Annotated in this window: 20 protein-coding genes; 11 read left to right on the top strand and 9 right to left on the bottom strand. The window is 71.6% G+C overall.

Translation table 11 applies throughout. The features are described 5' to 3' along the window. Window positions 1-11: 11 nt before the first annotated feature. Window positions 12-620, top strand: coding sequence for a hypothetical protein (locus JJ685_RS12065; protein WP_201674467.1), 609 nt, complete (start codon window positions 12-14; stop codon window positions 618-620). A gap of 28 nt (window positions 621-648) precedes the next feature. Here JJ685_RS12065 and JJ685_RS12060 read toward each other — a convergent pair whose 3' ends face one another. Genes JJ685_RS12060 through JJ685_RS12045 form a run of 4 tightly spaced genes read right to left on the bottom strand, consistent with a single transcriptional unit; the run spans window position 649 to window position 5,151 of the window. After that, window positions 649-2,232 (bottom strand): gamma-glutamyltransferase, encoded by a 1,584-nt coding sequence (locus tag JJ685_RS12060; protein ID WP_201674466.1) that lies wholly within the window; start codon window positions 2,230-2,232, stop codon window positions 649-651. A 7-nt stretch (window positions 2,233-2,239) separates the two neighbouring features. Further along, window positions 2,240-3,133 carry a polysaccharide deacetylase family protein gene (locus JJ685_RS12055; protein WP_201674465.1) on the bottom strand — a complete coding sequence of 298 codons (894 nt, stop codon included), beginning with the start codon at window positions 3,131-3,133 and terminating at the stop codon, window positions 2,240-2,242. After that, a complete protein-coding gene (locus JJ685_RS12050) occupies window positions 3,130-4,122 on the bottom strand; it encodes a Bug family tripartite tricarboxylate transporter substrate binding protein (protein ID WP_201674464.1) in 993 nt (330 codons plus the stop codon). The genes JJ685_RS12055 and JJ685_RS12050 overlap by 4 nt, the downstream gene beginning before the upstream one ends. Before the next feature lie 18 nt (window positions 4,123-4,140). Continuing rightward, complete coding sequence (locus JJ685_RS12045; RefSeq protein WP_201674463.1) at window positions 4,141-5,151, bottom strand: Gfo/Idh/MocA family protein; 1,011 nt, start codon at window positions 5,149-5,151, stop codon at window positions 4,141-4,143. 187 nt (window positions 5,152-5,338) lie between these two features. On the opposite strand from JJ685_RS12045, the gene JJ685_RS12040 reads away from it, so the two are divergent. Further along, the gene (locus JJ685_RS12040) at window positions 5,339-5,665 is read left to right on the top strand and encodes a hypothetical protein (protein WP_201674462.1); all 327 of its coding nucleotides are present in this window, start codon (window positions 5,339-5,341) and stop codon (window positions 5,663-5,665) included. On the opposite strand, the gene JJ685_RS12035 is transcribed toward JJ685_RS12040, so the two are convergent. From JJ685_RS12035 to JJ685_RS12025, 3 genes are read right to left on the bottom strand one after another with little or no spacing between them, the layout of a single operon-like run. After that, window positions 5,662-6,366, bottom strand: a complete 705-nt coding sequence (locus JJ685_RS12035) for a D-Ala-D-Ala carboxypeptidase family metallohydrolase (RefSeq protein ID WP_201674461.1) — start codon at window positions 6,364-6,366, stop codon at window positions 5,662-5,664. The two genes, JJ685_RS12040 and JJ685_RS12035, sit on opposite strands and share 4 nt — an antisense overlap. A 46-nt stretch (window positions 6,367-6,412) precedes the next feature. Continuing rightward, on the bottom strand, window positions 6,413-8,524 hold the full coding sequence (locus JJ685_RS12030; RefSeq protein ID WP_201674460.1) for a sensor histidine kinase: 2,112 nt from the start codon (window positions 8,522-8,524) through the stop codon (window positions 6,413-6,415). Continuing rightward, window positions 8,521-9,234 (bottom strand): response regulator transcription factor, encoded by a 714-nt coding sequence (locus JJ685_RS12025; protein ID WP_201674459.1) that lies wholly within the window; start codon window positions 9,232-9,234, stop codon window positions 8,521-8,523. Before JJ685_RS12025 ends, JJ685_RS12030 begins: the two co-directional genes overlap by 4 nt. 274 nt (window positions 9,235-9,508) lie before the next feature. Here JJ685_RS12025 and JJ685_RS12020 point away from each other — a divergent pair, with 274 nt between their 5' ends. From JJ685_RS12020 to JJ685_RS30275, 4 genes are all read left to right on the top strand, one after another. Further along, window positions 9,509-10,147, top strand: coding sequence for a hypothetical protein (locus JJ685_RS12020; RefSeq protein ID WP_201674458.1), 639 nt, complete (start codon window positions 9,509-9,511; stop codon window positions 10,145-10,147). Between the two features lie 28 nt (window positions 10,148-10,175). Further along, window positions 10,176-11,444, top strand: coding sequence for an SPFH domain-containing protein (locus JJ685_RS12015; RefSeq protein WP_201674457.1), 1,269 nt, complete (start codon window positions 10,176-10,178; stop codon window positions 11,442-11,444). 3 nt (window positions 11,445-11,447) lie between these two features. Further along, the gene (locus JJ685_RS12010) at window positions 11,448-12,905 is read left to right on the top strand and encodes a hypothetical protein (protein ID WP_201674456.1); all 1,458 of its coding nucleotides are present in this window, start codon (window positions 11,448-11,450) and stop codon (window positions 12,903-12,905) included. Window positions 12,906-13,535: 630 nt separating this feature from the next. Continuing rightward, window positions 13,536-16,148, top strand: a complete 2,613-nt coding sequence (locus JJ685_RS30275; protein WP_201674455.1) for a cadherin-like domain-containing protein — start codon at window positions 13,536-13,538, stop codon at window positions 16,146-16,148. 73 nt (window positions 16,149-16,221) lie between these two features. Here JJ685_RS30275 and JJ685_RS12000 read toward each other — a convergent pair whose 3' ends face one another. Together JJ685_RS12000 and JJ685_RS11995 are read right to left on the bottom strand one after the other, a co-directional pair. After that, entirely contained in the window at window positions 16,222-17,958 is a 1,737-nt protein-coding gene (locus JJ685_RS12000; protein ID WP_201674454.1) for a RecQ family ATP-dependent DNA helicase, read from the bottom strand. 5 nt (window positions 17,959-17,963) lie between these two features. Continuing rightward, on the bottom strand, window positions 17,964-18,341 hold the full coding sequence (locus tag JJ685_RS11995; protein ID WP_201674453.1) for a hypothetical protein: 378 nt from the start codon (window positions 18,339-18,341) through the stop codon (window positions 17,964-17,966). A 123-nt stretch (window positions 18,342-18,464) separates the two neighbouring features. On the opposite strand from JJ685_RS11995, the gene JJ685_RS11990 reads away from it, so the two are divergent. The 5 genes from JJ685_RS11990 to JJ685_RS11970 all read left to right on the top strand — a co-directional run bounded on the left by JJ685_RS11990 (window position 18,465) and on the right by JJ685_RS11970 (window position 24,836). Continuing rightward, the gene (locus JJ685_RS11990) at window positions 18,465-20,003 is read left to right on the top strand and encodes a class I adenylate-forming enzyme family protein (RefSeq protein WP_201674452.1); all 1,539 of its coding nucleotides are present in this window, start codon (window positions 18,465-18,467) and stop codon (window positions 20,001-20,003) included. Window positions 20,004-20,080: 77 nt separating this feature from the next. Beyond that, window positions 20,081-20,578 (top strand): MarR family winged helix-turn-helix transcriptional regulator, encoded by a 498-nt coding sequence (locus JJ685_RS11985; RefSeq protein ID WP_236598887.1) that lies wholly within the window; start codon window positions 20,081-20,083, stop codon window positions 20,576-20,578. After that, a complete protein-coding gene (locus JJ685_RS11980) occupies window positions 20,575-21,999 on the top strand; it encodes an efflux transporter outer membrane subunit (RefSeq protein ID WP_201674451.1) in 1,425 nt (474 codons plus the stop codon). Before JJ685_RS11985 ends, JJ685_RS11980 begins: the two co-directional genes overlap by 4 nt. 16 nt (window positions 22,000-22,015) lie before the next feature. Further along, window positions 22,016-23,278, top strand: coding sequence for an HlyD family efflux transporter periplasmic adaptor subunit (locus JJ685_RS11975; protein ID WP_201674450.1), 1,263 nt, complete (start codon window positions 22,016-22,018; stop codon window positions 23,276-23,278). 4 nt (window positions 23,279-23,282) lie between these two features. Next, window positions 23,283-24,836, top strand: a complete 1,554-nt coding sequence (locus JJ685_RS11970; RefSeq protein ID WP_201674449.1) for a DHA2 family efflux MFS transporter permease subunit — start codon at window positions 23,283-23,285, stop codon at window positions 24,834-24,836. Window positions 24,837-24,883 lie beyond the last annotated feature (47 nt).

The following is a 24,883-nucleotide window of genomic DNA, read 5'->3' as shown; positions in this document are numbered from 1 at the left end:
AGGTGGACAAGATGCGAGCGAACGAGCACGCGAGCCTGCTCGAGGCGTTGTCGGAGCGGCTGCTGGCCGACTACACGCAGGAGCTGTGGCGCAAGGTGTTCCTTGGCCCGGGCTACGAGCGCATCCGTTTCGAACGCGAGACGGTCACCTTCCTGTGCACGGACACCCTGGATTTCGACTGGACTCCGGAGGAGATCGGGAGGACGGCCGCCCGCCACGACGGCCGCGTCGAACGTTGCGACCAGCGTTGCGTCCTGGTGTTCGCGCGGGCGCGCGATGCCCTGCAGATGGCGCTGCTGCTGCAGCGTTCCTCCAGCTACAGCCTGCGCATGACCCTGCTCACGACCGACTCCACCAGCGCGGTGTTCGAGCACGAGGACGGCGAGCGGCGCCTGGCGATCGGTCCCGAGGCGCGCGAGGCGGGCGACTCCGCCGAGCGGCTGCCGCCCGGCTCCATCCACATCTCGGCCGAAACCTGCCAGAGCCTCGGCCCCTCCAGCAGTTGGCAGCCGCGGGCCGCGCGGCTGGCCAGCGCACTCCAGGGCGACACGGCGGTCACGCTGGCGCTCTCGCCGCGCCGGGCCGCAATGGGCGCCTGCGCGGAGCTCGGCCTGGCCTGAGCCGCGAAGCGCGGAATCCCCGGCGCCTTCAGGGCGCGTTTGCCTCGTGCACCGCGTCGCCCCAGGGCGACATGATCTCCGTGCAACCCATGTTCCGCTGGCCGTCGCGCAGCACGCCGGCCGGGCAGGCGAACGCGTAGGGAAACACCACGCGGCGCGCCGCCGTCGTGGGCAGTTCGAGCGCCAGCGCGGAAAACACCTCGCGCGGCAGCGAGGCGTCGGCCGTGACCTGGCCACCGCCGCTGACGTCGATGCGCGGCTGGTGGAACGCCTGCTCCAGCGACATGCCGTGCGCCATCAGGAAGGAGCTCAGCTGGAGCACCGCGCCGAGGATCTTGCGGCCGCCGGAGGCGCCCAGCGCGAAGCGGCGCCCGTCCGCCGCCACGCCCACCACGGGACAGTAATTGGCCAGCACGCGCTTGCCGGGCGCCAGCGAGTTCGGCTTGCCCGGCTCGGGGTCGAACCACATGATCCCGTTGTTCAACAGGACGCCGGTGGAGGGGGACACCACGCGCGAGCCGAAGATGGACAGCAGGGTCTGCGTGACGGCGCACAGGTTGCCGTGCCGGTCCACCACGCTGAAGTGCGTGGTGCAGCCTGGCGCCTGCGGCGCGTCCTGGTCGCCCATGTCCGACAGGCGCGCGCGGAAGGCCGCGTCGAGCGAGCGCGCGAGGGCGCGGTAGGCATGCGCGTCGGGCGCGCCGCCCGGGTCGCCCAGTTCGCGCTCCAGCATCTGCAACGCGTGCGCGTAGGTGGGCCCGCCGGTGAGGCCGGGTGCCGCGTACACCGTGCCGCCGCGGTAGGGCACCGCCAGCGGCTCGGCCCACTCCGCCTGGTAGGCCGCGAGGTCGTCCTCGCCCAGGCAGCCGCCCTTGGCGCGCACGTCGCGCACCAGGGCCTGCGCGAGGCTGCCCTGGTAGAGCGCGCGCGGGCCCTCCTCGGCGATCTGCCGCAGGCTGCGGGCCAGGACCTTCTGGTCGAGGTGCCGGTCAGCCGAGCCGTTCCAGGCTCCCACGATCGGCCAGCGGCCGTCGTCGAGGAACATCGCGGCGGCATCGGGGTCCTGCGACAGGGGCTTGGCCGCCGAGGCGATCACCAGCCCGGAGTACCAGTCGGCGAGCAGGCCTTCCTCGGCCAGCCCCACGGCGGGCGTGACCAGCTCGCGCCACGGCTTGCGGCCGTAGCTCGCGTGCGCCAGCGCCATGCCGGCGACCACGCCCGGCACGGCCACGGCCGTCGCGCCCTGCACGTTGCGGTCGTCCACCACGGCGCGCCAGGGGAACAGGTCGGAACTGCGGCCGTCCGCGGTGAGCGGATAGTCGGCCGGGTCCAGCGCACGCGGCGAGCGCATGCCGTAGTCCACGACGCGCGCGCGCTGCTCGTCCGCCCGCCACAGCACCATGCAGCCGCCGGCCGCGACCCCGCTCATCCAGGGTTCCACCACGCCGAGCGCGAACGAGGTCGCCACGGCGGCATCGACCGCGTCGCCGCCGGCCGCGAGCACCGCGGCGCCCACCTGCGCGGCACGCTTGTGCTGCGAGGCGACCACGCCGCCCTCGGTGGCGATCACCGTCTTGCGCACGACCTGGGTGTGGGAGAAGTTGTCGATCATGGCGGGGCTACTCCGGCTGCCGCACGTAGCGCGCGATCTCGGCATGGGTGGCGAACCACACGCGCCCGAGGTTCCTGGCGTGCAGGATCAACTCCTCCAGGATCCAGATGCGCGAGCGGTAGCCGCTGATGTGCGGATGCATGGTGAGCTGGAAGATGCCGCCCTCGCGGAAGGCGGCGTCGAGCTCGCGGCGGAAGATGTCGAACACGTCGGCGGGCGGGGTGTAGGGCCGCAGGCCGGCGAAGCGGTTCATGTTGAAGTACACCGCGTCGTCGCGGATCCACTCGACCGGCAGTTCCACCAGGCCGCTGGGCTGGCCGTCGAGCAGGAGCTCGTGGCAGTCCACGTCGGCCATCAGCGAGGAGTCGTACAGCAGGCCCATGTCGCGCGCGATGGCGAGCGTCGCATCGCTGAAGTCCCAGGACGGGGTGCGGAGGCCGACCGGCCGGATGCCCGCGACCTGCTCCAGCGTGTCGGCACTGCGCAGCATCAGCTCGCGTTCGACCTCCGGCGGCAGCACCGAGTTGCGTTCGTGGATCCAGCCGTGCAGGGCGATCTCGTGCCCCTCCGCCACGATGCGGCGCTGCTCCTCGGGATGGAGCAGGGCGCTCACCGCCGGCACGAAGAAGCTGGCGCGCACGCCGTGGCGGCCCAGGATCTCCAGGATGCGCGGGACGCCCTGGCGGTTGCCGTACTGCCCCTGCGACAGGCGGCCGATCGACTCGCCGCCCTCCCGCAGCTCGTTGGTCTCGTGGTCGGAGTCGAAGGACAGCGCGACCGCGCAGCGGGCGCCGCCCGGCCACTGGCGCGGCTTCAGGCTGCGGCCGGCGCGCACGCGGTTCACGAGTCCGCGCCAATGGGACTCCGGCCATTCCCAGGGTTGCTGTTGCGGCGCGTTCATTTCTTCGCTCCTGCCTGGATGCGCTGCGCGATCTCCTGCGCGGCCTTCGCCTCGTCGGCGACGAAGGCCGCGAATTCGACCGGCGGCAGCCCGACGCCTTCGATGCCCTGCTGCTCGAACTGCGCCTTCACCTCCGGTTCGGCCAGCGCCGCCGCCACGGCGGCGTGGATGCGCCTGGCGATCTCCGGCGGCGCGCCCGCCGGCAGCCACAGCCCGAACCAGTTCACCTTCTCGAAGCCCTTGAGGCCCTGTTCGTCCATGGTCGGCACCTCGGGCAGGCCTTTCCAGCGCTTCTTGCCCGTCAGCGCGATGGCGCGCAGCCTGCCGCTCTGCACGTGCTGCAACGCGATGTTGGTGCCGACGAAGAAGAGGTCGATCCGCCCGGCGATCAGGTCCGTGGTGGCCTCGGGGATGCCTTTGTACGGCACTGGCAGGATGTCGGTGCCGGTCATGGACTTCATCAGCTCCGCCGGGATGTGGCTCGCCGTGCCGTTGCCGGCGTTGGCGTAGGTCAGCTTGCCGGGATTCTTCTTCGCCAGCGCGACCAGTTCCTGCAGGTTCTTCGCTTCCAGGCCGGGGTTCACCACCAGCGCCTGGCCGAAGTTCTGCGCGGCCAGCGTCACGTGCGTGAAGTCCCGGACCGGGTCGTAGGGCACGTTCTCGCTGAAGGGCGGGATGTTCACGTGCGACGCGGTGGTGAACAGCCACGTGTAGCCGTCGGGCGGCTGCTTCGCGACGAAGGCGGTGCCCACGAGGCCGCCGGCCCCGGCGCGGTTCTCGATCACGAGCGGCTGCCCCAGCACCTGCGCCATCTTCGGCAGGATCGCGCGCAGGATCAGGTCGGGCGGACCGCCGGCGGGCGAGGGCACCACCACCTTGACCGGCCGGTTGGGGAAGTCGCGCGCGGCGGGCGAGCCCTGCGCGCAGGCCGCGGCTCCCGCCAGGGCGAGCGCGGCCAGGACGGCGGTTCGGCGAATCGCTGGGTGCATCGGAAGACCTCCGGGGGTTCAGGCCACGCGCACGGCGGCCTGGCGCTCGATCGAGGAGAGGATCGCCTGCAGCACGGCGACGTTGTGCACGGCGTCGCCGCCCGGCGTGGCGAGCGGACGGCGGGCGGCGGCCGCCTCGGCGAAATGCTCCAGTTCGGCGCGTTCGGTGCTGGTTTCGGCAAAGGTGTGCACCACCGGCTTCTGCTTGACCGTGATGTGCTCCGGGTCGAAGAAGCAGGTCCGCAGCGACCAGGTGGGCAGGTGCTCCACGTCCCCGACCTCGGCCCAGCCCTTGCTGCCGAACACCTGCAGCCTCCAGGTTTCCGCGGTCGCGATGACGGTGCCGAGGTAGCCGGTGGCGCCGCCGCGGAAGCGCAGCAGCATGGAGGTGGTGTCGTCCACGCCGAAGTCCTGGGCCAGCCGGAAGCTCTGCGCCGTCACCGCCTCGATGGGGCCGGCGAGATGGAGCATCGCGTCGATCACGTGCACGCCGCGGCCGGTCATGCCGCCGGCGGGTACTTCCTCGCGGTCGTGGCGCCAGTGGCCGCGCGGGAAGCGGTAGGCGCTGGGGCCGCAGAAGTTGCCCTCCAGGTGCAGGACGCGGCCCAGCGTGCCGTCGTCGAGCAGGCGGCGGATCTCGCGCAGGGCCGGCTGGAAGCGCCAGTTGTAGCCCACGGCCAGCGTGACGCCGTGGTCGGCGCAGGCGCGTGCCGCGCGCTCGGCGCTGGCCGCGTCCAGGCCCAGTGGCTTCTCGCAGAACACGTGCTTGCCGGCCGCGGCCGCCGCGACGACCTGGTCCGTATGCAGGGAGTGCGGGGTGGCCAGCACCACGGCGTCGATGCCGGGGTCGCGCAGCGCATCCTCGTAGCTCGGCAGCATCCGCAGGCCGTGCGCCCGCGCGAACTCGCGCGCCTTGTCGGGCGTGCGGGTCGCGGCGGCGACGAACCCGATGGCGGCACTGCGGCCGTGGACGCTGCGCACGAGGTTCTGGCCCCAGGTCCCCAGGCCGATGAGGGCGGCTCGGATCATGCGCCTCCTTGGTCTGCGCGGATTGGACCGGGATTGGCCGCGCGCGCCCATCGAAAGAATCCCGAAGCGACGGGCGGAAGCGGCGGAAGCTGCGGGCTTTCCCTAGGATGGCATCGGAACGCGGTTGAGGTGCATCAATTGGATTCGGGCCGCCGGAAGCGATCGTGACGGTCAAAGGAGTGCCGCCATGCCACTGTCCGCCATCCACGTCCGCTCTGTAGGCATGCTCTCCTCGACCCGGGCCGAGGCGCTCGCGCACGCCTGCGTCAGCGCGCTCGACGCGCTGTACGGCGAGGTGATCCGCTGGGACGTGAGCCTGCAGCCTCCGCTGGCGCCCTGGTACAGCAGCGGCTACGCCGTGCGGGCGCAGGCCCAACTGCGCGACGGCGGCGTGATCGCGATCCGGGCGCAGGGCGGCGACCTGGAGGACACGGTGCGCGACGCCTTCGACGGCATCGGGGAACTGCTGCTGCGGGAAAGCGCCCCGCCCGCCGCCGCGTCGCCCGCCTGCTAGTCGAGGCAGTAGCTGCTGCCGCGCTTGTGGCTCGCACCCCAGGTGCGGTAGCCGGTGCGGTCGATGTGGATGCGGCCGGTCGGGTAGCGGCTCACGCCCATGTCCCACTTCCGGCCCTCTTCGCGCCAGAAGCGGCAGAGACTGGCGCCGACTTCCGGCGACAGCGGCGCGATGTCCACCGCGAAGTGCTGGTGCGAACTGCCGGGCGCCCCGCCGGCGCAGCGGTTCAGGCGCGGGTCACGGTAGGCGGAGACGACCTCCACACCGGGCAGTACGCCGCGCTGCTGCAGGTCGCGCAGCAGGATCAGCACGTCGCGCACCTTCTCCCACTCGCTCATCGGCGGCACCTCGAAGGGCTCCGCGTGGCATTCCTTCCACATGGAGGCGCTGCGCAGCAGCTGGTAGAGCGGCACGACGTCGGCCAGGCTCTGGTCGACGAGGTAGGCCGCGAACGTGTCCACCTCCTCGCCGCGACTGCTGCGCCAGTGCGTGAACAGCACCTCGTTGCGCTCCTCGTCCGTGAGCTGGGCCGGCGGCCGCGGCGCAGGCGGCGGGGGCGTGGCCGGTGCCGGTACCGCCGGCGCGGGCGGCGGCTCCTGCAAGCCCGGCTGCGGCGCGGGGCCGCGGGAACAGCCCGCCAGCAGGGCGAGCGCGATGGCCAGCACGAAGCCCAGCCGGCGCGGACCGGAAACCCTTTCCATGGTCACACCCTAGCGCAGTCCCGGCGCCGGGTGTGTCGGAACGCGCTCAGGCCTCCAGCGGGAAAGAGAGGCTGAACAGTACGCCGTCCGCGACATTCGCTGCCGCGACCGTGCCGCCCATCTTGGCCATGTAGGTGCGCGCCACGAACAGGCCCTGGCCGCGCCGGCCGCCGCCGTCCTCGGCCGGCGCTTCGCTCACGCCATAGTCGAAGATGCGCTCCAGCATGTCCTGGGGGATCGCCGGGCCGGCGTTATGGATGCCGATCACCGCCTGCTTCGCGCGCCGCTGCAGGGACAGCGTGACCGGGGTGCCCGGGCGGCGATGCCGGTCGGCGTTGCGCAGGATGTGCGTGACGATGTCTTCCAGCGAGAAGGCGTCGGCGCGCACCGTGAGCGGCGCGGCCAGCGGGGCGTAGCGCACGTCGGCGAGGCCGGCGAAGTGAGCGTTGTCCGCCACCTCGCGCAGGAAGGCGTCGAGGTCCAGCGGCGCGAGCTCCAGGTGCGCGGCCTGCAGCGCCTCGCTGGGCGAAGCCTGCCCGTACAGCACGCGCACCGCGTGCTGCATGCGCTGCACGTAGCGGTGCGCCGGATCGTCCGGGTCGGGGTGCAGCACCATCAGCGACTGCAGCGGCGACAGGATCTCGTGGCCCACGGCCTGCAGCATGTCGCGCTCGCGCTCGGCGCGCAGCTGCTCGCGCTGCACGTCGCCCTGCACCCGCTGCAGCAGGTCCGCGAGGCCGCCGGCGAGGATGCCGAGCTCGTCGCGGCCGCGCAGGTCGGAGACGTCGAGCCGGCCGATGCGCTCGTGGCCCGCGGCATCCTTCTGCACGTTGTGCGACACGGCGGCGGCGCGCCGCGTCAGCACCGAGATGCGGCGGATCAGCCCGACCTCGATCACCAGCCAGGCCAGCACGATCGCGCCCAGCATGGCGGCGACGTACCAGGCCATGCGGGTGGCGATCACGCCGAGGCCGCGGTCGATGCCGCGGGCGTCGCCGGTCAGGATCGCCTCGAAGGTGCCGAGCGGAGTGGCGATGGTCTCGCGCGCGCTCAGGGTTCCGGGGCGGGCGGCCACGGGCAGCCTGTCGATCAGGCGCAGGATCAGCGGCGAACTGCCGGGGCCCTCGTCGCGGGCCCGCAGCACGGCGACGGGCGGCGTGGCCCCGCCGTCCTGGCGCGAGATGGTCAGTTCCTCGCCGGCCTGCAGCAGGGTCGAGAGGTCCTGCACCGCGGCGGGCGCGACCGCTCCGTCGGCATTGCTGTCGAACAGCGGCTTGTCGCGTTCCGGCGGCAGCACCTGCACGCGCAGGCGGATGCGATCGAGATCGCGCGGCGGCCACATCGTCGGCGAGTGCTCCAGCGCGGCGCGGAAGTTCTCCACCGGGACGCGCATCGCGTAGGACACGCGGCGCGCGCAGCCGGACGGATCGCCGCCGCTGGCGCAGGCCGCGCTCTGCCACACGCTGGCGCGGAAATCGCGCAGCGGCCGCGCGCCGGGCGCCAGCTCGCTCTCGCCGCGCCAGGGGTAGGCGACGAAGCGGCCGCGCACCAGCGGCTCGCCGCGCAGGGACTGGCGCTCGAAGGGGGCGATCCAGGTGCGCTGCTCGCCGGGCATGTCGAGGCGGATCACGGCGCGGTGCACGCCGAGCAGGTCGGGGTCGTCCTCTTGGCGCCCGACCAGGTCGCCGCTGGCGAAGCTGCCCACGAGGTAGATGAAGCCGCCCGCATAGGGGCTGCTGCCGATGCCTGCGCACAGGGCGCTGTCGTCGGCGTAGACCACCGAGCAGCCGGCCAGCTCCACCGCCTGCTGCGCCTTGCCGGGATCGTCGAGGTCCAGCGAGGCATAGGGCAGCACGACCGGGCGCACCGGCGTGGCCGGGCCGCCCGCATCGGGGTTGAGCAGGCCCAGCAGGCCGGAGGGCTGGCGCAGGCGCGCCATCACGTCCGCCTGCGTCTTGCGGAAGGCCTGCTGGTAGTTGCCGTAGCTGCGCGCCTTCTCGTCCTGCAGCAGCACCACGGCCAGCGCCAGCGTGGCCAGGGCCAGCAGCAGGAACACGCCGCGGATCAGGAGGCGGCGGCGGAACGAGGCCAGCCCCAGCCGCGGCACCTCCAGGCGCGCCAGCGACAGGTCCGGCAGGCCCAGTTCCGCCAGCTTCATGGCTTGCCGGTCGGCGGCCCCACCCAGCGGAAGCCGCGCATGGGAACGTTCTCGATCCGCTCGAAACCGGGGTCGACCTCGCGGAAGGCATCGCGGATGGTGCTCACGTGCTTGCGCACGTTGTCGCGGTTGCGACCGCTCTTGACCACGTCGAACAGGTCCTCGTAGGAGACCACCTCGCCGCGCCGCTGGACCAGCGTGGCGAGGATGCGCTGCGCGGTCAGCGGCAGGTTGATGCGTTCGCCGCGCCAGGTGGGCGTGCGCTGCCACAGGGGATCGAGGGCCAGCTCGTCGGCCGCCGCGGCGGGCGCCTGCGTGCGCGCGCGGCGTTCGCGCGCCACCCGCAGGATCTCGAGGAAAGTCTCGATGAAATCGGCTTCCTCGAAGGTGGTCTTCTGCAGGTAGTCCCAGGCGTCCAGCGCCTTCATGATGCTGCGGTAGATTGCCGCCGGCATGGCCGACACCACCAGCACGGGCACGCCCGAACGCTGCTTGTTGATCGCGTTGATCAGGGCGACGCCGGCGTGGCGTTCGCGCCCGAGCTCGATGTCCAGCAGCACCACGTCGTAGTGCTCGCGCCCGAGCGCCGCCTCCGCCGCGTCGCGGTCGAACCACTGGTCGATCTCGACGCCGGGCCGGGCCGCGCGGATCCAGCCGGCCAGCTGGTTGCTCGTGGGAAGGTCGTCCTCGATGACGGCGACGCGGGTCATGGTGGGGTGGGTACAGGTGAAAGACAAACTTCCGGACGCAGAGGACGCAAAGGGTACGCAGAGGACGCAGAAGAATTCAATCAAAAAGGATTGCTTTGGCGTCCTTTCGCCCTTTCGCGTCCTCTGCGTCCGGCAGTCCGCATTTTCCGGCCTTTGCTGGTTGCGCCCTGTGAAGATTTCTTCCGGGGCGTGAACGAAGCCGCCCCGCGGGCGCATTGTTCGCTCCCGGGCGGGTCCGAACAATGGCTTCATCGTCAACGCAAGGAGATGCACGATGAAAGCCCGCAAGACCCTCGTCGCCGTCGCGAAGTTCGCGCTCGTGGCCGCCGCCGGCGCCGCCGCTGCTTCGCTGTGGGCGCAGGGCCGCCCCGAGACCGGCCTGCTGCTGGATGCCCAGACCTGGCGCGAGGAGGTGGTGACGGCCAGCACCGGGCCCTGGCCGGAACAGGGCTGGTTTCGCCTGGTGCCGCAGGACAGGGCGGTGGAGGTGCGTTCCGTGAAGCCGGGCGACCCGGACACGACGGTCGCGGCCGACGCCCTCTACTTCCGCCTGCCGGGCATTGAACTGATGGAAGGGCGCCGCGTCGGCTACCGCTATCCGGAGCGCCTGCAGCAGCCGCGCATGGGCGTGGACCACGAGCTGGCGCTGGCCGACACCCGCTTCAGCCTGCGCGTGGGCTACGTCGCCCAGGGCATCGAATACACGATCGGCTACGGCGGCGAAACCTACCGCTACGTGCTGGGCGGCGCCGGCGCCGACCACACCGTGGTGCGCGCGATCGCCGACCTCGACGGCGACCGCCAGCCCGACTTCGTCGTCGACGTCGACGACGGCGTCTACCTGCTGCTGTCCACGCAGGCGCGCCCCGGCAGCAACGGCCCCACCGCGCACTACACCGAAGAAGGTTCCTGAACGCTTGCGATCCCGAAGGAGAAGAACCATGCTGGCCCGCCTGAAGTCCCTCGTCCGCGCCCTCCGCATCGGCCTGGCGCGCCGCGTCCGCCGACCCGGCCAGGGCAACCTGCTGTATGCCGAAGGCGCCTGCGTCCGCGTGCTGCAGGCGCGCCGCGCCATCGCGCTCACGGCGGCCGGCGTCGCGGGCGCCTGGCTGCTGGCCGCACATCCGCCGGTGCAGACCGTGGGCCCCGGCGAGGTCGGCGTGCGCACCAACCTGCTGACGGGCGGCGCCGTGCAATGGCGCGACGGCAGCATCCTGGTCGTGCCCGGGCTGCACGAGGCCCAGGTGTTTTCGCTGCGCGACCGCAGCTACAGGCCGGCCGGCATCGCCAGCGCCGCCGGCGCCGCGCCGGTGCAGTCGGTGGAGGGCCTGTCGGTGGGCGTCGACCTCGCGGTGCGCTATGCGCTGGACCCGGGCCGCATCGCCGCCACCGCGCGCAACCTGCCGGCCAACTTCGATGCGGAGATCGTCGAGCCGGCGGTGCAGAACGTGGTCTACAAGGTGTTCGCGCGCTACACGGTGCGCGAGATCTTCTCCACCAAGCGCGTGGAGATTCAGCAGGCGCTGGAGGCCGACCTGCGGCCGCGCCTGGCCGCCGACGGCATGCTGCTCAAGGGCGTGCTGGTGGGCAAGGTGGACCTTCCGGCCGACTACAAGCGCGGCCTCGAAGGCCTGCTCGCCGAGGAACTGGCGGCGCAGAAGATGGACTACACGCTGCAGCTGAAGGACAAGCGCGTGAAGGAGACCGAGCTGGAGGCCGCCGCCGACAAGGTCCGCCGCGAGGTGCGCGCCGAGGCGGCGGCCCGCGAGCAGGTGATCGCGGCGCGGGCGCAGGACGATGCGATGAAGCACGTGCTGCCCTTCAAGCAGCGCCAGATCGAGCAGCGCCGGCTGGAGGCCGAGGCCGAGAAGGAATCGCGCGTGAAGGTCGCCGAAGGCAACGCCCAGGCGCGCCGCATCGAGGCCAACGGCGAAGCCGACGCGCGCCGCCGGCTGGCCGAAGCCGAGGCCTTCCGGCTGGAGAAGATCGGGCAGGCCGGCGCGGAGCAGATGGCGCGCGAGGGCATGCTGTTGTCGCGCCATCCGCTCCTGATCCAGAAGACGCTGGCCGACAAGCTGTCCGACAAGGTGCAGGTGATCATCGCGCCGCCCGGGGCCGCGGGCGGCTTCATCGGCGCCAACCTGGTGGGCACTCCGCCAGCCCGCGAGGCGGAGCCGCAGCACGCCGTCGCGAAGCCGGAGGAGGACTGAGCCGTGGCCGCTACCGTCGCCGCCCTTGCCGCCGCCGTCGCCCTGCACACGGCCATCGTGACCACCGACCAGGCCGTCCTGCGCGCGGCGCCGCGCGACTCGGCACCGCAGCAGGCGCAGCTCTGGCAGGGCGAAGCGCTGGAGGTGCGCGGCGAAGCGCTCGATTACCTGCAGGTGTGGGACCACGCCCGCGAGCGCGGCGGCTACGTGAAGGCCACGCAGGTGCGGCGCAGCGCCCTGGCGGCGGCGGACGCGCCGGATCTGCTGGCCGTGCTGCGCTTCGTCCGCGAAGCGCCGGGCGCCGAGTCGCTCGGGATCGGCATCGCCGCGGCCTGGCTGCAGGCCGCGCCGGCGGAGTCCGTGCGCGGGCCGCAAGGCGCCGAGGCGCTGGATGCGCTCGGTACGTTCGCGAACCGGCTTGCGCAACGCGCTTCCGACGGCACTGGCGCGAGCCGGCAGGCGCAGGTGGCGCTGTCGGCGCACCTCGAGGTGGCCGGCCGCTATGGCCTGAAGTTCGCGAGCTACGAGCAGGACGGCCGCATGCGCATCTGCTACGACGGCGATGCGTTCCGGCGGGTGCTGGCGCTGCCGGCGACCCCGGAGCAGAAGGCCCGGGCGGCGCTTGCACTGACGCAGCCGGAATGCCTGGACCCGGCCCTGGCGCCGCTGCAGCGTTACGAACGCGATCGGTGGCGCGCGGACGTGCTGGAGCGCGTGGACGTGGCCGCCCTGCCGCCGCACGTGAAGCATCGCGTCGCGCTGCGCCGCGCCTCGGTGTGGAGCACCCTGGCCTACGGGCAGGTCCGGCTGACAGTGGGGAACGGCGGCACCGCGGCGGAGCGCGCGGTCGCGGAGCTGGCATCGGTGCAGCGCGGCGAACTGACGGAGGACGACCAGCCCGCCTACAACGATGCCGCCATGCGGGTGGGCGCCTCGCGCTGGGCGGCGGTGGCCCTCGCGCCTGCCGTGCCGGCCGGAACGCGCCCCGCGGTCGTCACGCAGCCGGGCCAGCCCGGCGAGACCTGCGTGCTGCTGGTGGACGCGAAGCACGATGCCTCGAAGCCACTCGCGAAGCGCTGCACTTACGCGCTGGTGTGGCTGCAGTCGGTGAGCGTCAACCGCGAGGGCAACGCCGTGGCGCTGGCGGTGCAGCCGCTGGAGGCCTGGCGCGAGCTGTGGCTGTTCCGGCAGCAGGGCGGCCGGTGGGCCATCGACGTGCTCCCGCCGGCGGGCCTGCAGCCCGGCGCCGGCTATGCCGAATTCGCGGGCTGGGTGCCGGGCGGCAAGCAGGTGCTGGTGGCGCGGGAAGCGCGCGGGGAGGGGCGCTATCGCCGCAGCTACGAGGTGGTGGGCCTGGATTCCCTGGCGACGCAAAGGCAGACGGGCGAGCCCGGCTTGCTGGGGCCGTTCCAGCGTTGGCAGGATCCGGCGTGGATGAGGATGTCGGTGGCGGCGCGGTGAGGGTGCCCGGGGACCCTTTGTCGGGGCCTTAAGGTGCCCTTAATGCGACCGCCCGTAATATCTGCCAACCGAAGCAACGGCGGTCACCGACCTGGCTGCCGGAAGCGGCACGACTCGTTCCGCTGCGCTTTCGAATACCGGCCGATCTTGCAAGAGACCTGCAACGGAAGATTCATACTTTCGTCAGTCTCTTATTAACGCATTTGATAGCCGGTCGGCTTCGCCAATCTCAGGCGAATTGCCGTGCCATATCCCAATGAAAATCGCTCTCGTGCGTGTCGCGGTCTCCGCTGGAGAATCGCGCTTTCGTACTGTCGTTTGACCAATTACTTATCGCGTCAACGCGAAAGGTGCAGTTATCCCCACCGTAGTTGGGGATCATTCCCCGGAGAAGGGGAAAACCCACCAGTCGCCTCCCGCGCGTGCGTCCAGCGGACCATCCGCAATTGTTGCCGGCATCTCGTTCTGGCAATCAACGGTCCATGAAAAGTATGGAATAGGCCGCACCAGTGTCTTTCACATCGGGGTACCGATCGTAGGTCCGCAACTTGCGCACGAACGTCACGTCGTGCGGCATGGGGCCCGCGACGCAAACAAAAGGGAAGTGAAAGCTTCTGGAGGAGTTTCCCGGTGAAGACCAAGCGCAATCTGATTGCGGCGGCCGTGCTGTGCTCGCTTGCCGCCACCCCTGCCTGGGCCGTGCTCGAACGCATGGGCCCGGTCAACAAGGCACCCACCGTGGGGGGGTTCCCCGCGTGGTTCCAGGACAAGACCGGGGTCGCCCTGGAATTCTGCGATCCGTCGACGCAGGCCGAGCTCGATGGCGGCTGGTGCCTGCTGCTGCCCGGTGACGTGCACATCCCCGAGTCCTTCCCCACGAACTTCTTCGACGAGCACTTCTACTACGCCGCCGGCAACACGCTGCTCGACGCCGCCAACGGCTTCCGCGGCGTCCTGGTGGTCGCGCTCGAGACCGCGTTCGCCAACGGTGCGGTGGTCGATGGCGACCAGATCGCCTTCGGCCGCCTGCGCGTCGACCTGCGGCCCCTGCCTTTCGACGGCGACTACCGCGTCATCACCCCGTTCTCCGACACGACCTACCTTTCCCAGAGCGCGGGTGCGCGCATCTTCGAAACCATCGACATCGGCACCGGCTGCCCCGCCACCTTCGAGTGCGCGCTGAATGCGACCGTCGGCCCCTTCCTGCTGGCGTCGGCCGTGGCCGGTGGCGCCGAAGTGCCGCCGATTCCCGACCTGAGGACCGCCCCGCCCGGAACCGACCCGTTCTACGACGCGCTGCTCGCCGCGGGTGGCGGCGCGACGGCGGATGCCGGCACCGGCAAGAAGTACCTGGCCGACCCGGCCCGCATCGGCACCGTCACGGGTTCGCCGCTGCCGGACTTCACCGCCTTCAACACGGACGGCACCTCCGCCCTGCGCAACCACAACACCTTCCGCGTCGAAGTGCGCGCACCGTCGCCCACCCATGACGGCGCCGTGTTCTACACGCTCGACGGCGAGTCGAACTTCTCCCTGATGGGCCGCCTCATGGGCGGCGCGCTCGACGGCAAGGTCGCCGGCGGCCGCGCGGTGTACAAGGCCGACGCCACCGGCACGGTGACCGCCCTGGACGTGTTCACCACCGGTGCCCCGACCACGCAGGCGCGGGTGCCGGCGCAGCCGCAGCAGATCGCCGTGCAGCCGATCCTGGCGTTCTACGACCAGCCCTGCGCCGGCGCGATCACCGTGGACCCGGTGACGGGCGCCACCACGATCAACCCGCCGCCCTACAGCGCACCGGCCGGCACGCCGCATACCATGCTGGTCACCGGCACGGACTACTGGGCCCAGAGCCAGCCCGGCGGCCTGCCCCCGAGCCACGTCTGCGTCGTGGACCAGACCGCGCGCAATGCCGCCGGCCAGGTGGTGCCGTCCTATTCGCTGCGCACCGTGACCGACGAAGTCACCATCGCCACCGCGGCGTTCGACGGCACGAACAACGGCACCCTGAGCGTCACGGCCACCTCCAGCGACCCGACGGCGGTGCTGACGCTGGCGGGCTACGGCCCGGCGCTCCCGGCCGGATCCGGCACGGCCGTCGGCAAGGGCGCGGGCACCGGCCTCGAACTCGCGGGCAGCAGCGCCACGGTCTCGGGCCTGCAGGCACCGCCGAGCGTGGTGCAGGTGGTTTCGACGAAGGGCGGCACGGGCCGGCGCGACACCGACACGTCCACCGGCACCACCGTGCTGTTCGGCGTGCCGACGGCCAACGCCGACGTGGCGACGGTGAACGAGGACTGCTCGCCCGTTTCCGCGGCCGCCTGCCCGGTCGGCCAGGGCGTGACCATCGACCTGCTGGCCAACGACACCATCAGCCTGAATGGCACGACGTCGTCGCTGCGCAACGTGGTGACGAACAACCTCGGCACCGTGGTCGTCACCGCGCAGCCCGGGCGCCTCGGCACGGCCACTGTCTCCGCGGACGGCATCCTGACCTATGTGCCGAACCCCAACGCGAACGGCACCGACAGCATCAGCTACTCCGTGTCCGTGAACGGGCAGCCGTCCAACCAGTCGCAGGCGACGATCACGATCACGCCGGTGAACGACGCGCCCGTGGCGGGCAACATCTCGGTGGGCGCGGTGGTGGGCAAGCAGAACACGATCAACCTGATCGGCGCATCCACCGACCCGGACGGCAACGCCGACGTCCGGGACGCCGTGATCCTCACGTGGCCCGCGCAGCTCGGCGCCCAGCCCAACCCGCTGAACGGCGTGATCTCGTACACGCCCGCCGCCGCCGGCACCTTCAGCTTCCAGTACCAGGTGAAGGACGTCGCGGGCTTGCTGTCGGCGAACACTGCGACCGGCACGGTGGCCGTGGCGCCGAACGAGATCATCACCTTCGGCAAGCACCAGTTCCAGCAGAACAAGAACCGCTGGACGGTCGATGGAACCGACAACATCATCCAGGGCCAGACCATCACCATCGTGTACGAGAACGGCCTGCTGAAGGGCGCCTCGGCGCCGTGCAATGGCACCACCACCAACCCGAACTGCGTCATCGGCACTTCGCCGGTGAGCGGGCTCGGAACCTGGGGGATCGACAAGGTCGGGGTGAGCGGCGCGCTGAACCCGAAGGCGGGCGCCACCGTCTGGACGACGCCGCCGACCTTCATCCGCGCGTTCTCGACGCTGCCTTCGCTTGGCGGCACGATCGCGATCGACATCGTGTTCAAGTGATCTGACCCCGGAAGGAGAGCAGGGCGCTGCCCTGGAAGGAAGACCCGCAAGGGTCTTCCTTTCTTTTCGGAACCTAGGCGGTCGCCCGGTCTCCCGCGGGCGGCCGCTTCGCGTCCTTCTGAGCGCGCGCCTTGCGCACGTATTCCGGCAGGAAGCTCCGCCGGCTGCGGTCCGCGAACACCACCGTGACCTGCGTGCCGCTCGCATCCTGCACCACCCCGCGGCCGTAGCGCCGCACTTCCACCAGGTCGCCGCGCGCGAACACCGGCGGTCCGCTGGCGTCGGCCTCGGGCGCTTCTTCCGGCGCCTTGCGCAGCAGGTCCTCCACCACCGCCTCGTGGGCGGCGATGCGACGGCAGTTGTCGCACTGCCCGCAGCGCTCGAACAGGGAAGTGCCTTCCAGGTGTTCCATCAGCACGCGCCAGCGGCACTGCCCGGTCTGGGCGTAGAAGACCATGCGCTCCAGCGCCTCGCGGTCGAGATCGCGCTTCCTGCCATAGCCCTCGGTCAGTTCGCGCATGCGCGCGCCGCTGGCCGGCCGGGCCTGCAGCTTCAGGCTGCCATCGCGCGACTGCGCCACGATCCTGTCCTTGCGCAGCAGCCCGAGCGCGACCTGCACCTTGGCCCGGGGGCGACCGAGCCGCGCCTGCAGCAGCGGCAGCGTCCACGCCGCGCCATCCTCGCGCGGATCGCGCAGGGCGCGCACGATGGCCGCGGCATCCTCCTCGCCGGGGTAGCGCCCGGCCATGAAGAACTGCTGGATCGCCTTGTCCCCGCGCAGGAACAGCAGCGTGCAGCGCGCCAGCCCGCCGTCGCGGCCGGCGCGGCCCGCTTCCTGGTAATACGCCTCCAGCGTGGCGGGCAGCTGGTAGTGCAGGACGAAGCGGATGTCCGGCTTGTCGATGCCCAGCCCGAAGGCATTGGTGGCCACCATCACGCGCGTGCCGCCGCTCATGAAGGCGTCCTGCACCGCCGCGCGCTCGGATGCCGCCAGCTTGCCGTGGTACAGCCCCACCGATTCGCCGGCCCCCTGCAGCGCCTCGTGCACCGCCTGCGCGGCCTTCACGGTGGCCGTGTAGACGATGCCGCTGCCCTGCGTGGCGCGCACCAGCTTCAGCGCCTGCGCCTGCTTCTCCGCCTCGTTCGCCACCGCCAGCACGCGCAGGTCGAGGTTGGAGCGGTAGGCGCTGGTGTTGATCACGCCCTCGGGCGGGATCCCCAGCTGCTCGCAGATGTCTTCGGCGATCTCGTCGGTGGCCGTGGCGGTGACCGCCAGCACCACGGGATGGCCCAGGCGCGGCACGGCGTGGCCGACCTCGAGGAAGGCCGGGCGGAAGTCGTGGCCCCAGTGGGAGATGCAATGCGCCTCGTCCACCGCCACCAGGCTGACGGGGTGCGCCGCCAGCAGGTCGAGGAAGGCGGGCTCGGAGAGCCGCTCTGGCGTGGTCATGACGATGCGCGCGGAGCCGTCGGCCACGGCCTGTTCGGCGGCGCGCGCCTCGTCGCTCTCGATTGCGCTGTTCATCTGCACGGCGGCGATGCCCAGCTCGCGCAGCGACTCGCACTGGTCCTTCATCAGCGCGATCAGCGGTGACACGACGATCGTGCGGCCCGGCAGCAGCAGGGCGGGCAACTGGTAGCACAGCGACTTGCCCGCGCCCGTGGGCATCACGGCCAGCGTGGCCTGCCCGGCCAGCACGCGCTCGATGACGGCGGCCTGGCCCGGCCGCAGCCGCGCCAGGCCGAAGGTTTCGCGCAGCACGGTGCGCACGCGCCGCATCGCGGCGGACGAGGGCGCGCGTGCCGCCATGGGGATCAGGCTTCTTCGTCTTCGCCGAAGTCTTCGCCGCTCGCGCCGATGCGCGACTCGTCCAGTTCGGCGAGGCGCTGGACGTCGCCGTCGTCCAGGTCGGTCATCTCCATGCCGTCCGGGTCGGCTTCGGGAAAGCCTTCGCCATCCGCGAGCTGGACCACCTGGTCCGGCAGGATGTCCGCTCCTTCACGGGCGTCGCGGCCGGCCACCGCGCCGCGGTCGCCGGTCTTGGTGGAGTCGATGCTGTCGTCGCTCGCCTCGCCGGTGCCGATGGTGTCGCTGCCGCTGTCCGAGTTGTCGCTCGGGCCCAGCAGTTCGGCCTCGCGGCCGCTGGGCTGGGCGGGGGCGCTGTCGGCGCCCAAGATGCTGCTGTATGCCATGGATGCTCCTCTTGGGGTTGGCGCCAGTCTGGCGCGCCACCGGGCAGCGCGGCGTCGGCACCCGCGACCGGGGAGTGTCGGACGCAGCCGTGCCGTACAGTCGCTCCACCCAAGGAGACCGTCGTGACTTCGATTCCCGCGAGCGCCCCCGTCGCGGCGGGGCTGCCGCCCTTCCGTGCCCTCCCCGACCTCCTCCGCGAAAACGCGCAGGCCCGTCCGGCCCATCTGGCCTTGCGCCAAGGGGCCGGGCGCATGAGCTGGCAGGACCTCGATCGCGCCGCAGACCGGGTCGCGGCCACGCTGCAGGCCCATGGGCTGCAGCCGCGCGAGGGCATCGCGATCTGCGGCGCCAACTCCATCCCCTACGTGGTGCTGTTCCTCGGCGGCCTGCGGGCCGGCCTCGTGGTCGCGCCGCTTCCCACGGGCGCGACCGCCGGACAGCTGGCCGGCATGGTGCGCGACAGCGGGGCTCGCTTCTTCTTCACCGACGCGGCCGTGCCGGACTGCGACGTCGGCGTGCCGCGCATCCGCATGGACGATGCCAGCCTGCCGCAGTGGCTGGATGCGTCGGGCGCCACGGAACCGCGGGCGGTGCAGATCCAGCCGGACTGGGCGTTCAACATCATCTATTCCTCCGGCACCACCGGCACGCCCAAGGGCATCGTCCAGCCGCACCAGATGCGCTGGGCCCACGTGGCGCGCGGCGAGAACTACGGCTACGGACCCGAGGCCGTGACCCTGGTGGCCACCTCGCTGTGCTCGAACACCACGCTGGTGTCGGCCTTTCCCTGCCTCGCCAAGGGCGGCACGCTGGTGCTGACCGAAGGCCGCTTCGACCCGCGCGCCTACCTGGACCTGGCCCAGGACGCGCGCGCCACGCACGCGATGCTGGTGCCGGTGCAGTACCAGCGCCTGATGGCATGCCCGGAGTTCGACCGCCACGACCTGTCGTCCTTCCGCATGAAGTTCTGCACCAGCGCGCCCTTTTCCGCCCACCTGAAGGCGCAGGTGCTCGCCCGCTGGCCCGGCGGGCTGGTGGAGTACTACGGCATGACGGAGGGCGGCGGCACCTGCATCCTGGAGGCGCACAAGTTCCCGGACAAGCTGCACACGGTGGGCAAGCCCTCCGAGGGCCACGACATCCGCCTGATCGACGAGGAGGGCCGCGAAGTCGCGCGCGGCGAAGTGGGCGAGGTGGTGGGCCGCTCGGGTTCGATGATGACCGGCTACCGCAACCAACCGGAGAAGACGCGCGAGGCCGAGTGGTACGACGCCGCCGGCAACCGCTTCATCCGCACCGGCGACGTCGGCCGCTTCGACGAGGACGGCTTCCTGACGCTGATGGACCGGCGCAAGGACATGATCATCAGCGGCGGCTTCAACGTCTATCCGAGCGACCTCGAAGCGGTGCTGCGCGGGCATCCGGCGGTGCACGAGGTGGCGGTGGTCGGCGTGCCTTCGGAGGCCTGGGGCGAGACGCCGGTCGCCTTCGTGGTGCCCGACGAAGGGGCGCCGACGGCCCAGGAACTGCGCGCCTGGGCCAACGAGCGGGTCGGCAAGATCCAGCGCCTGGCCGACCTGCGCTACCTGCCCGAGCTGCCGCGCAGCGACATCGGCAAGGTCCTCAAGCGCCAGTTGCGGGACGGCTACGACCCTGCCTGATCCGTCCGGTCGGCATTCGTTTGACCCGGCAGTCACAGCCTTGACAATATTTGCCTAGGCAACTATATTTCCGGGCCATGGCTGCCCTTCCTACCGCCGATCCCGTCTTCTACACGCCGGAGAACTACCGTCCGGACGGGAGCGCCGCATACTCGATGCGGCGCATCCTCGCCATGATGGCGGCCCAGGTGGACGAGGCGCTGGAGCCGCAGGGTCTGACCAGCGCCCAGTGGCTGCCGCTGCTGAAGCTGCACATGGGCCAGGCGTCCACGGTGGCCGAACTGGCGCGCTGCTGCCAGCTCGACACGGGCGCCATGACGCGCCTGCTGGACCGGCTGGAAGCCAAGGCCCTGGTCGCGCGCGTGCGCTCTTCCGAGGACCGCCGGGTGGTGAACATCGAACTCACGCCGGAAGGCCTCGCGGCCGCCAAGCAGATCCCCGCCGTCCTCTGCAAGGTGCAGAACGCCTTCCTCGAAGGCTTCAGCCTGGAGGAATGGCAGCTGTTCAAGTCGTTGCTGCAGCGCATCCTGGAAAACGGGCTCAAGCTGCAGGGCAGCCCCGAGAGAAAAGAATGAAGTACCGCATTTCCCGAGGCCGGCTGGCCGGCCTCGCCGCCGCCTTGGTGCTCGCCGGCTGCGCGAGCACGCAAGGCATCGCACCCGAGGCGCAGTTGCGCCAGCCGCCGGTGCCGGAAGCGTCGTCGCAGGACGTGCCGGCCGTGTCGGCCCAGTGGTGGCGCGAATTCGGCGACGCACAGCTCGATGCGCTGGTGGAGCAGGCGCTGCACGACAACCCCGGCCTCGGCGTGGCCCGCGCCCGCCTGCGCCGCGCCCAGGCCGCCGGCGACCTCGCGCGCACCGCGAACCAGCCGCAGTTCAGCGCCACCGCCGACGTGACGCGCGAGCGCTTCAGCGAGAACGGCCTGGCGCCGCCGCCCCTGGGCGGCTCGTCGCGCAACGAAGCCACGCTGCAGGTGCAGGCGAGCTGGGAGCTGGATTTCTTCGGCCGCAACGAAGCGGCGCTGCAGGCCGCGCTGGGCTCGGCCCGCGCCGCCGCGGCCGACGTGGCCGCCGCGCGGGTCGTCCTCGCCAGCAACGTGGCCCGCACCTACTTCGAGCTGCTGCGCGTGCAGGAGCAGCTCGCCGTCGCCGAGCGCACCCTGCAGCAGCGCGAGGAGCAGTTGCGCCTGGTGCGCCAGCGCGTCGCCGCCGGCCTCGACACCAACCTGGAGCTGCGCCAGAGCGAAGGCGCGCTGCCCGACGCGCGCCAGCAACTGGAGGCCTTGCGGGAGCAGGCGCTGGTGACGCGCAACGCGCTCGCTGCCCTGGTCGGCACGACGGAGCTGCCGCCGCTCGCGCAGCTGCCGGCGATCGCCTCCCTGCGCGGCGGCACCAGCCTGCCGGCCCTGCCGGCCGACCTGCTCGGCCGCCGTCCCGACGTGGCGGCGGCGCGGGCCCGCGTGGAAGCGGCGACGCAGGAAGTGCGCGAAGCCAGGGCGGAGTTCTATCCCAGCGTGAACCTGGTCGCCTTCGCCGGCCTGACCAGCCTGGGCCTGGGCAACCTGATCGACACGGGGAGCCGCCAGTGGGGCGTGGGGCCGGCGGTGCGCCTGCCCATCTTCCAGCAGGACCGGCTGCGCGCCAACCTGCGCGGTCGCACCGCCGACGTGGACGCCGCGATCGAGAGCTACAACGGCGCCGTGCTGGAAGCGATCCGCGAGGCGGCCGATGCGGTCGCCAGCCTGCAATCCCTGGCGCGCCAGCAGCACGAACAGCGGCAGGCCCAGCAGGCGGCGGAAGACGCCTACGACATCGCCGTGCAGCGCTATCGTGCCGGCCTCGGCACTTTCCTGAACGTCCTCAGCGCCGAAACCTCGCTGCTGGCGCAGCGCCGCCTCGGCGTCGACCTCGCCGCCCGCGTGCTGGAGGCGCGCGTCGCCCTGTTCCGTGCCCTCGGCGGCGGCGCCACCGAGGACACCACCGTTGCCGCCCACTGAACACCGAACCGACACCATGACCGAAGCCGTTGCAACCGCCGCCGCCCCGCAAAAGGGCAATCCCAAGCGCCGGAAGGCGCTGCTCACGCTCACCGCCATCGTCGCCGTCGTCGGCCTGGCCTGGGGCGGCTACGAGTGGCTGGTCGCCCGCCACTACGAGACCACCGACAACGCCTACGTGCAGGGCAACGTGGTGCAGATCACGCCGCAGGTCGGCGGCACCGTGATGGCCATCCACGCCGACGACACCGACTTCGTCAAGGCGGGCCAGCCGCTGGTTCGCTTCGATCCGGCCGACGCCAGGGTGGCGCTGGAGCAGGCCGAGGCCAACCTGGGCCAGACCGTCCGCCAGGTCCGCACGCTCTACGCCAACAACGGCTCTCTGGCGGCGCAGGTCGCGCTGCGCGAGGCCGACGTGGGCAAGGCGCAGGCCGAGCTCGCCCGCGCCAACGACGACTTCAACCGGCGCGCGGCGCTGGTCGGCAGCGGCGCGATCTCGAAGGAGGAGCTCAATCACGCCCAGGCCCAGGTGACGACCGCCCGCAGCGCGGTGACCGCGGCGCAGGCGGCGGTGGTGGGCGCGCGCGAGCAGCTGGCCAGCAACCAGGCCATGACCGCCGGCACCGACGTCGAGCAGCATCCGCAGGTGCAGGCCGCGGCGGCCAAGGTGCGCGAAGCCTGGCTGGCGCAGCAGCGCTCGGTGCTGGTGGCGCCGGTGGACGGCTACGTCGCCAAGCGCACGGTGCAACTGGGCCAGCGCGTCGCCGCCGGCACGCCGCTGATGTCCATCGTGCCGCTCAACCAGGTCTGGGTGGACGCCAACTTCAAGGAAGTGCAGCTGCGCCAGCTGCGCATCGGCCAGCCGGTGACGCTCACGGCCGACATCTACGGCAAGCGGGTGGAATACAAGGGCTCCGTGGCCGGCCTCGGCGTGGGCACGGGCGCCGCCTTCTCGCTGCTGCCGGCCCAGAACGCCACCGGCAACTGGATCAAGGTGGTGCAGCGCGTGCCGGTGCGCGTCGCGCTCGATGCGAAGGAGCTCGCGGAGCACCCGCTGCGCGTCGGCCTCTCGATGGAAGCCAGCGTGGACGTGAGCCGCCAGGACGGCAAGACGCTGGCCGACGCGCCGCGGGCCGCCGCCATGACGCAGACGCAGGTGTTCGACACCCAGGACGACGGCGCCGACGCCGAAGTGCGGCGCGTGATCGCGGCCAATGGCGGGCCTTCCCAGCGCCTGATGGCGCACGGCGGACCTCCCGCAACCCGCAACCCGCAGTAAAGCCGTGAGCGCAGCACAGCCGCTTGCGCCGCTGGAGGGCTCCGCGCGCGTCTGGGGCACCATCGCGCTGTCCGCCGCCACGTTCATGAACGTGCTGGACACCTCGATCGCCAACGTGTCGCTGCCTTCCATCGCGGGCGACCTCGGCGTCAGCCCCAACCAGGGCACCTGGGTCATCACCAGCTTCGCGGTCGCCAACGCGATCGCCGTGCCGCTGACCGGCTGGCTGTCGCAGCGCTTCGGCCAGGTCCGGCTGTTCGTCGCCAGCGTGCTGCTGTTCGTCATCGCCTCCTGGCTGTGCGGGCTGGCGCCCAGCATGCCGCTGCTGATCGCCTTCCGGGTGCTGCAGGGCTTCGTGGCCGGGCCGATGATCCCGCTGTCGCAGGCGCTGCTGCTTTCCAGCTACCCGCGGGCGCTGGCGGGGCTGGCGATGGCGATGTGGTCGATGACCACGCTGGTCGCGCCGGTGATGGGGCCGCTGCTGGGCGGCTGGATCACGGACCACATCTCCTGGTCCTGGATCTTCTACATCAACATCCCGGTCGGCATCGCGGCCGCCTTCGCCTCCTGGGCGATCTACCGCAAGCGTGAAACGGCGCGCCGCGCGCTGCCCATCGACAAGGTCGGCCTCGCCCTGCTGGTGGTGTGGGTCGCCTGCATGCAGATGATGCTGGACCTGGGCAAGGAGTACGACTGGTTCGCCTCGCCCATGATCGTCGCGCTGGCGGTGGTCGCGGTGGTGGGCTTCGTGTTCTTCCTGGCCTGGGAGCTCACCGACGACCATCCCGTGGTGGACCTGCGCCTGTTCGCGCGCCGCAACTTCTGGGCGGGCACGCTCGCGGTGTCGGTGGGCTACGGGCTGTTCTTCGGCAACGTGGTGCTGCTGCCGCTGTGGCTGCAGCAGTTCATGGGTTACACGGCGACCGACGCCGGCATGATCATGGCGCCGGTGGGCCTGCTGGCGCTGCTGCTCTCGCCGGTGGTGGGCAAGACCATCGGCAAGGTCGACCCGCGCCGCTACGCCAGCATCGCCTTCGTGGTGTTCGCGCTGGTGCTGTGGATGCGCTCGCACTTCAACACGCAGGCTGACTTCGGCACGATCATGGTGCCGACCATCATCCAGGGCGTGGCGATGGCCTTCTTCTTCATCCCGCTGATCACGATCACGCTGTCGGGGCTGACGCCGGACCGGATCCCCGCCGCCTCCGGCCTGACCAACTTCGTGCGGATCACGGCGGGCGCGATCGGCACCTCGGTCTCCACCACGCTGTGGGAAAGCCGCGCCTCGCTGCACCACGCGCACCTGGCTGAAACGGTGGGACCCGGCAGCAGCGCGGCGCAGGCGGCGCTCTCCGGGCTCGTTTCGTCCGGCCTCACGCCGGACCAGGCCCTGGCGCAGGTGAACCGGCTGGTGGACCAGCAGGCCTTCATGCTGGCCGCCAACGACATCTTCTGGGGTTCCGCGCTGCTGTTCCTGCTGATGGTGCCGCTGGTGTGGCTCACGCATGCGCAGCGCGCCGGGGCCGGCGGAGGCGATGCGGCAGCCGGCGCCCACTGAGGCGCGGCCGAGCCAGCCGCGCGGCCTCCGCTGACATCGCATTGCCG

Origin of the sequence: Ramlibacter monticola, from assembly GCF_016722785.1 — a bacterium.
In the GTDB taxonomy this organism is placed as follows: Bacteria; Pseudomonadota; Gammaproteobacteria; order Burkholderiales; family Burkholderiaceae_C; genus Ramlibacter; species Ramlibacter monticola.
Note: the sequence above shows the minus strand (reverse complement) of the source record. Positions and strands in the feature narration are given on the sequence as shown.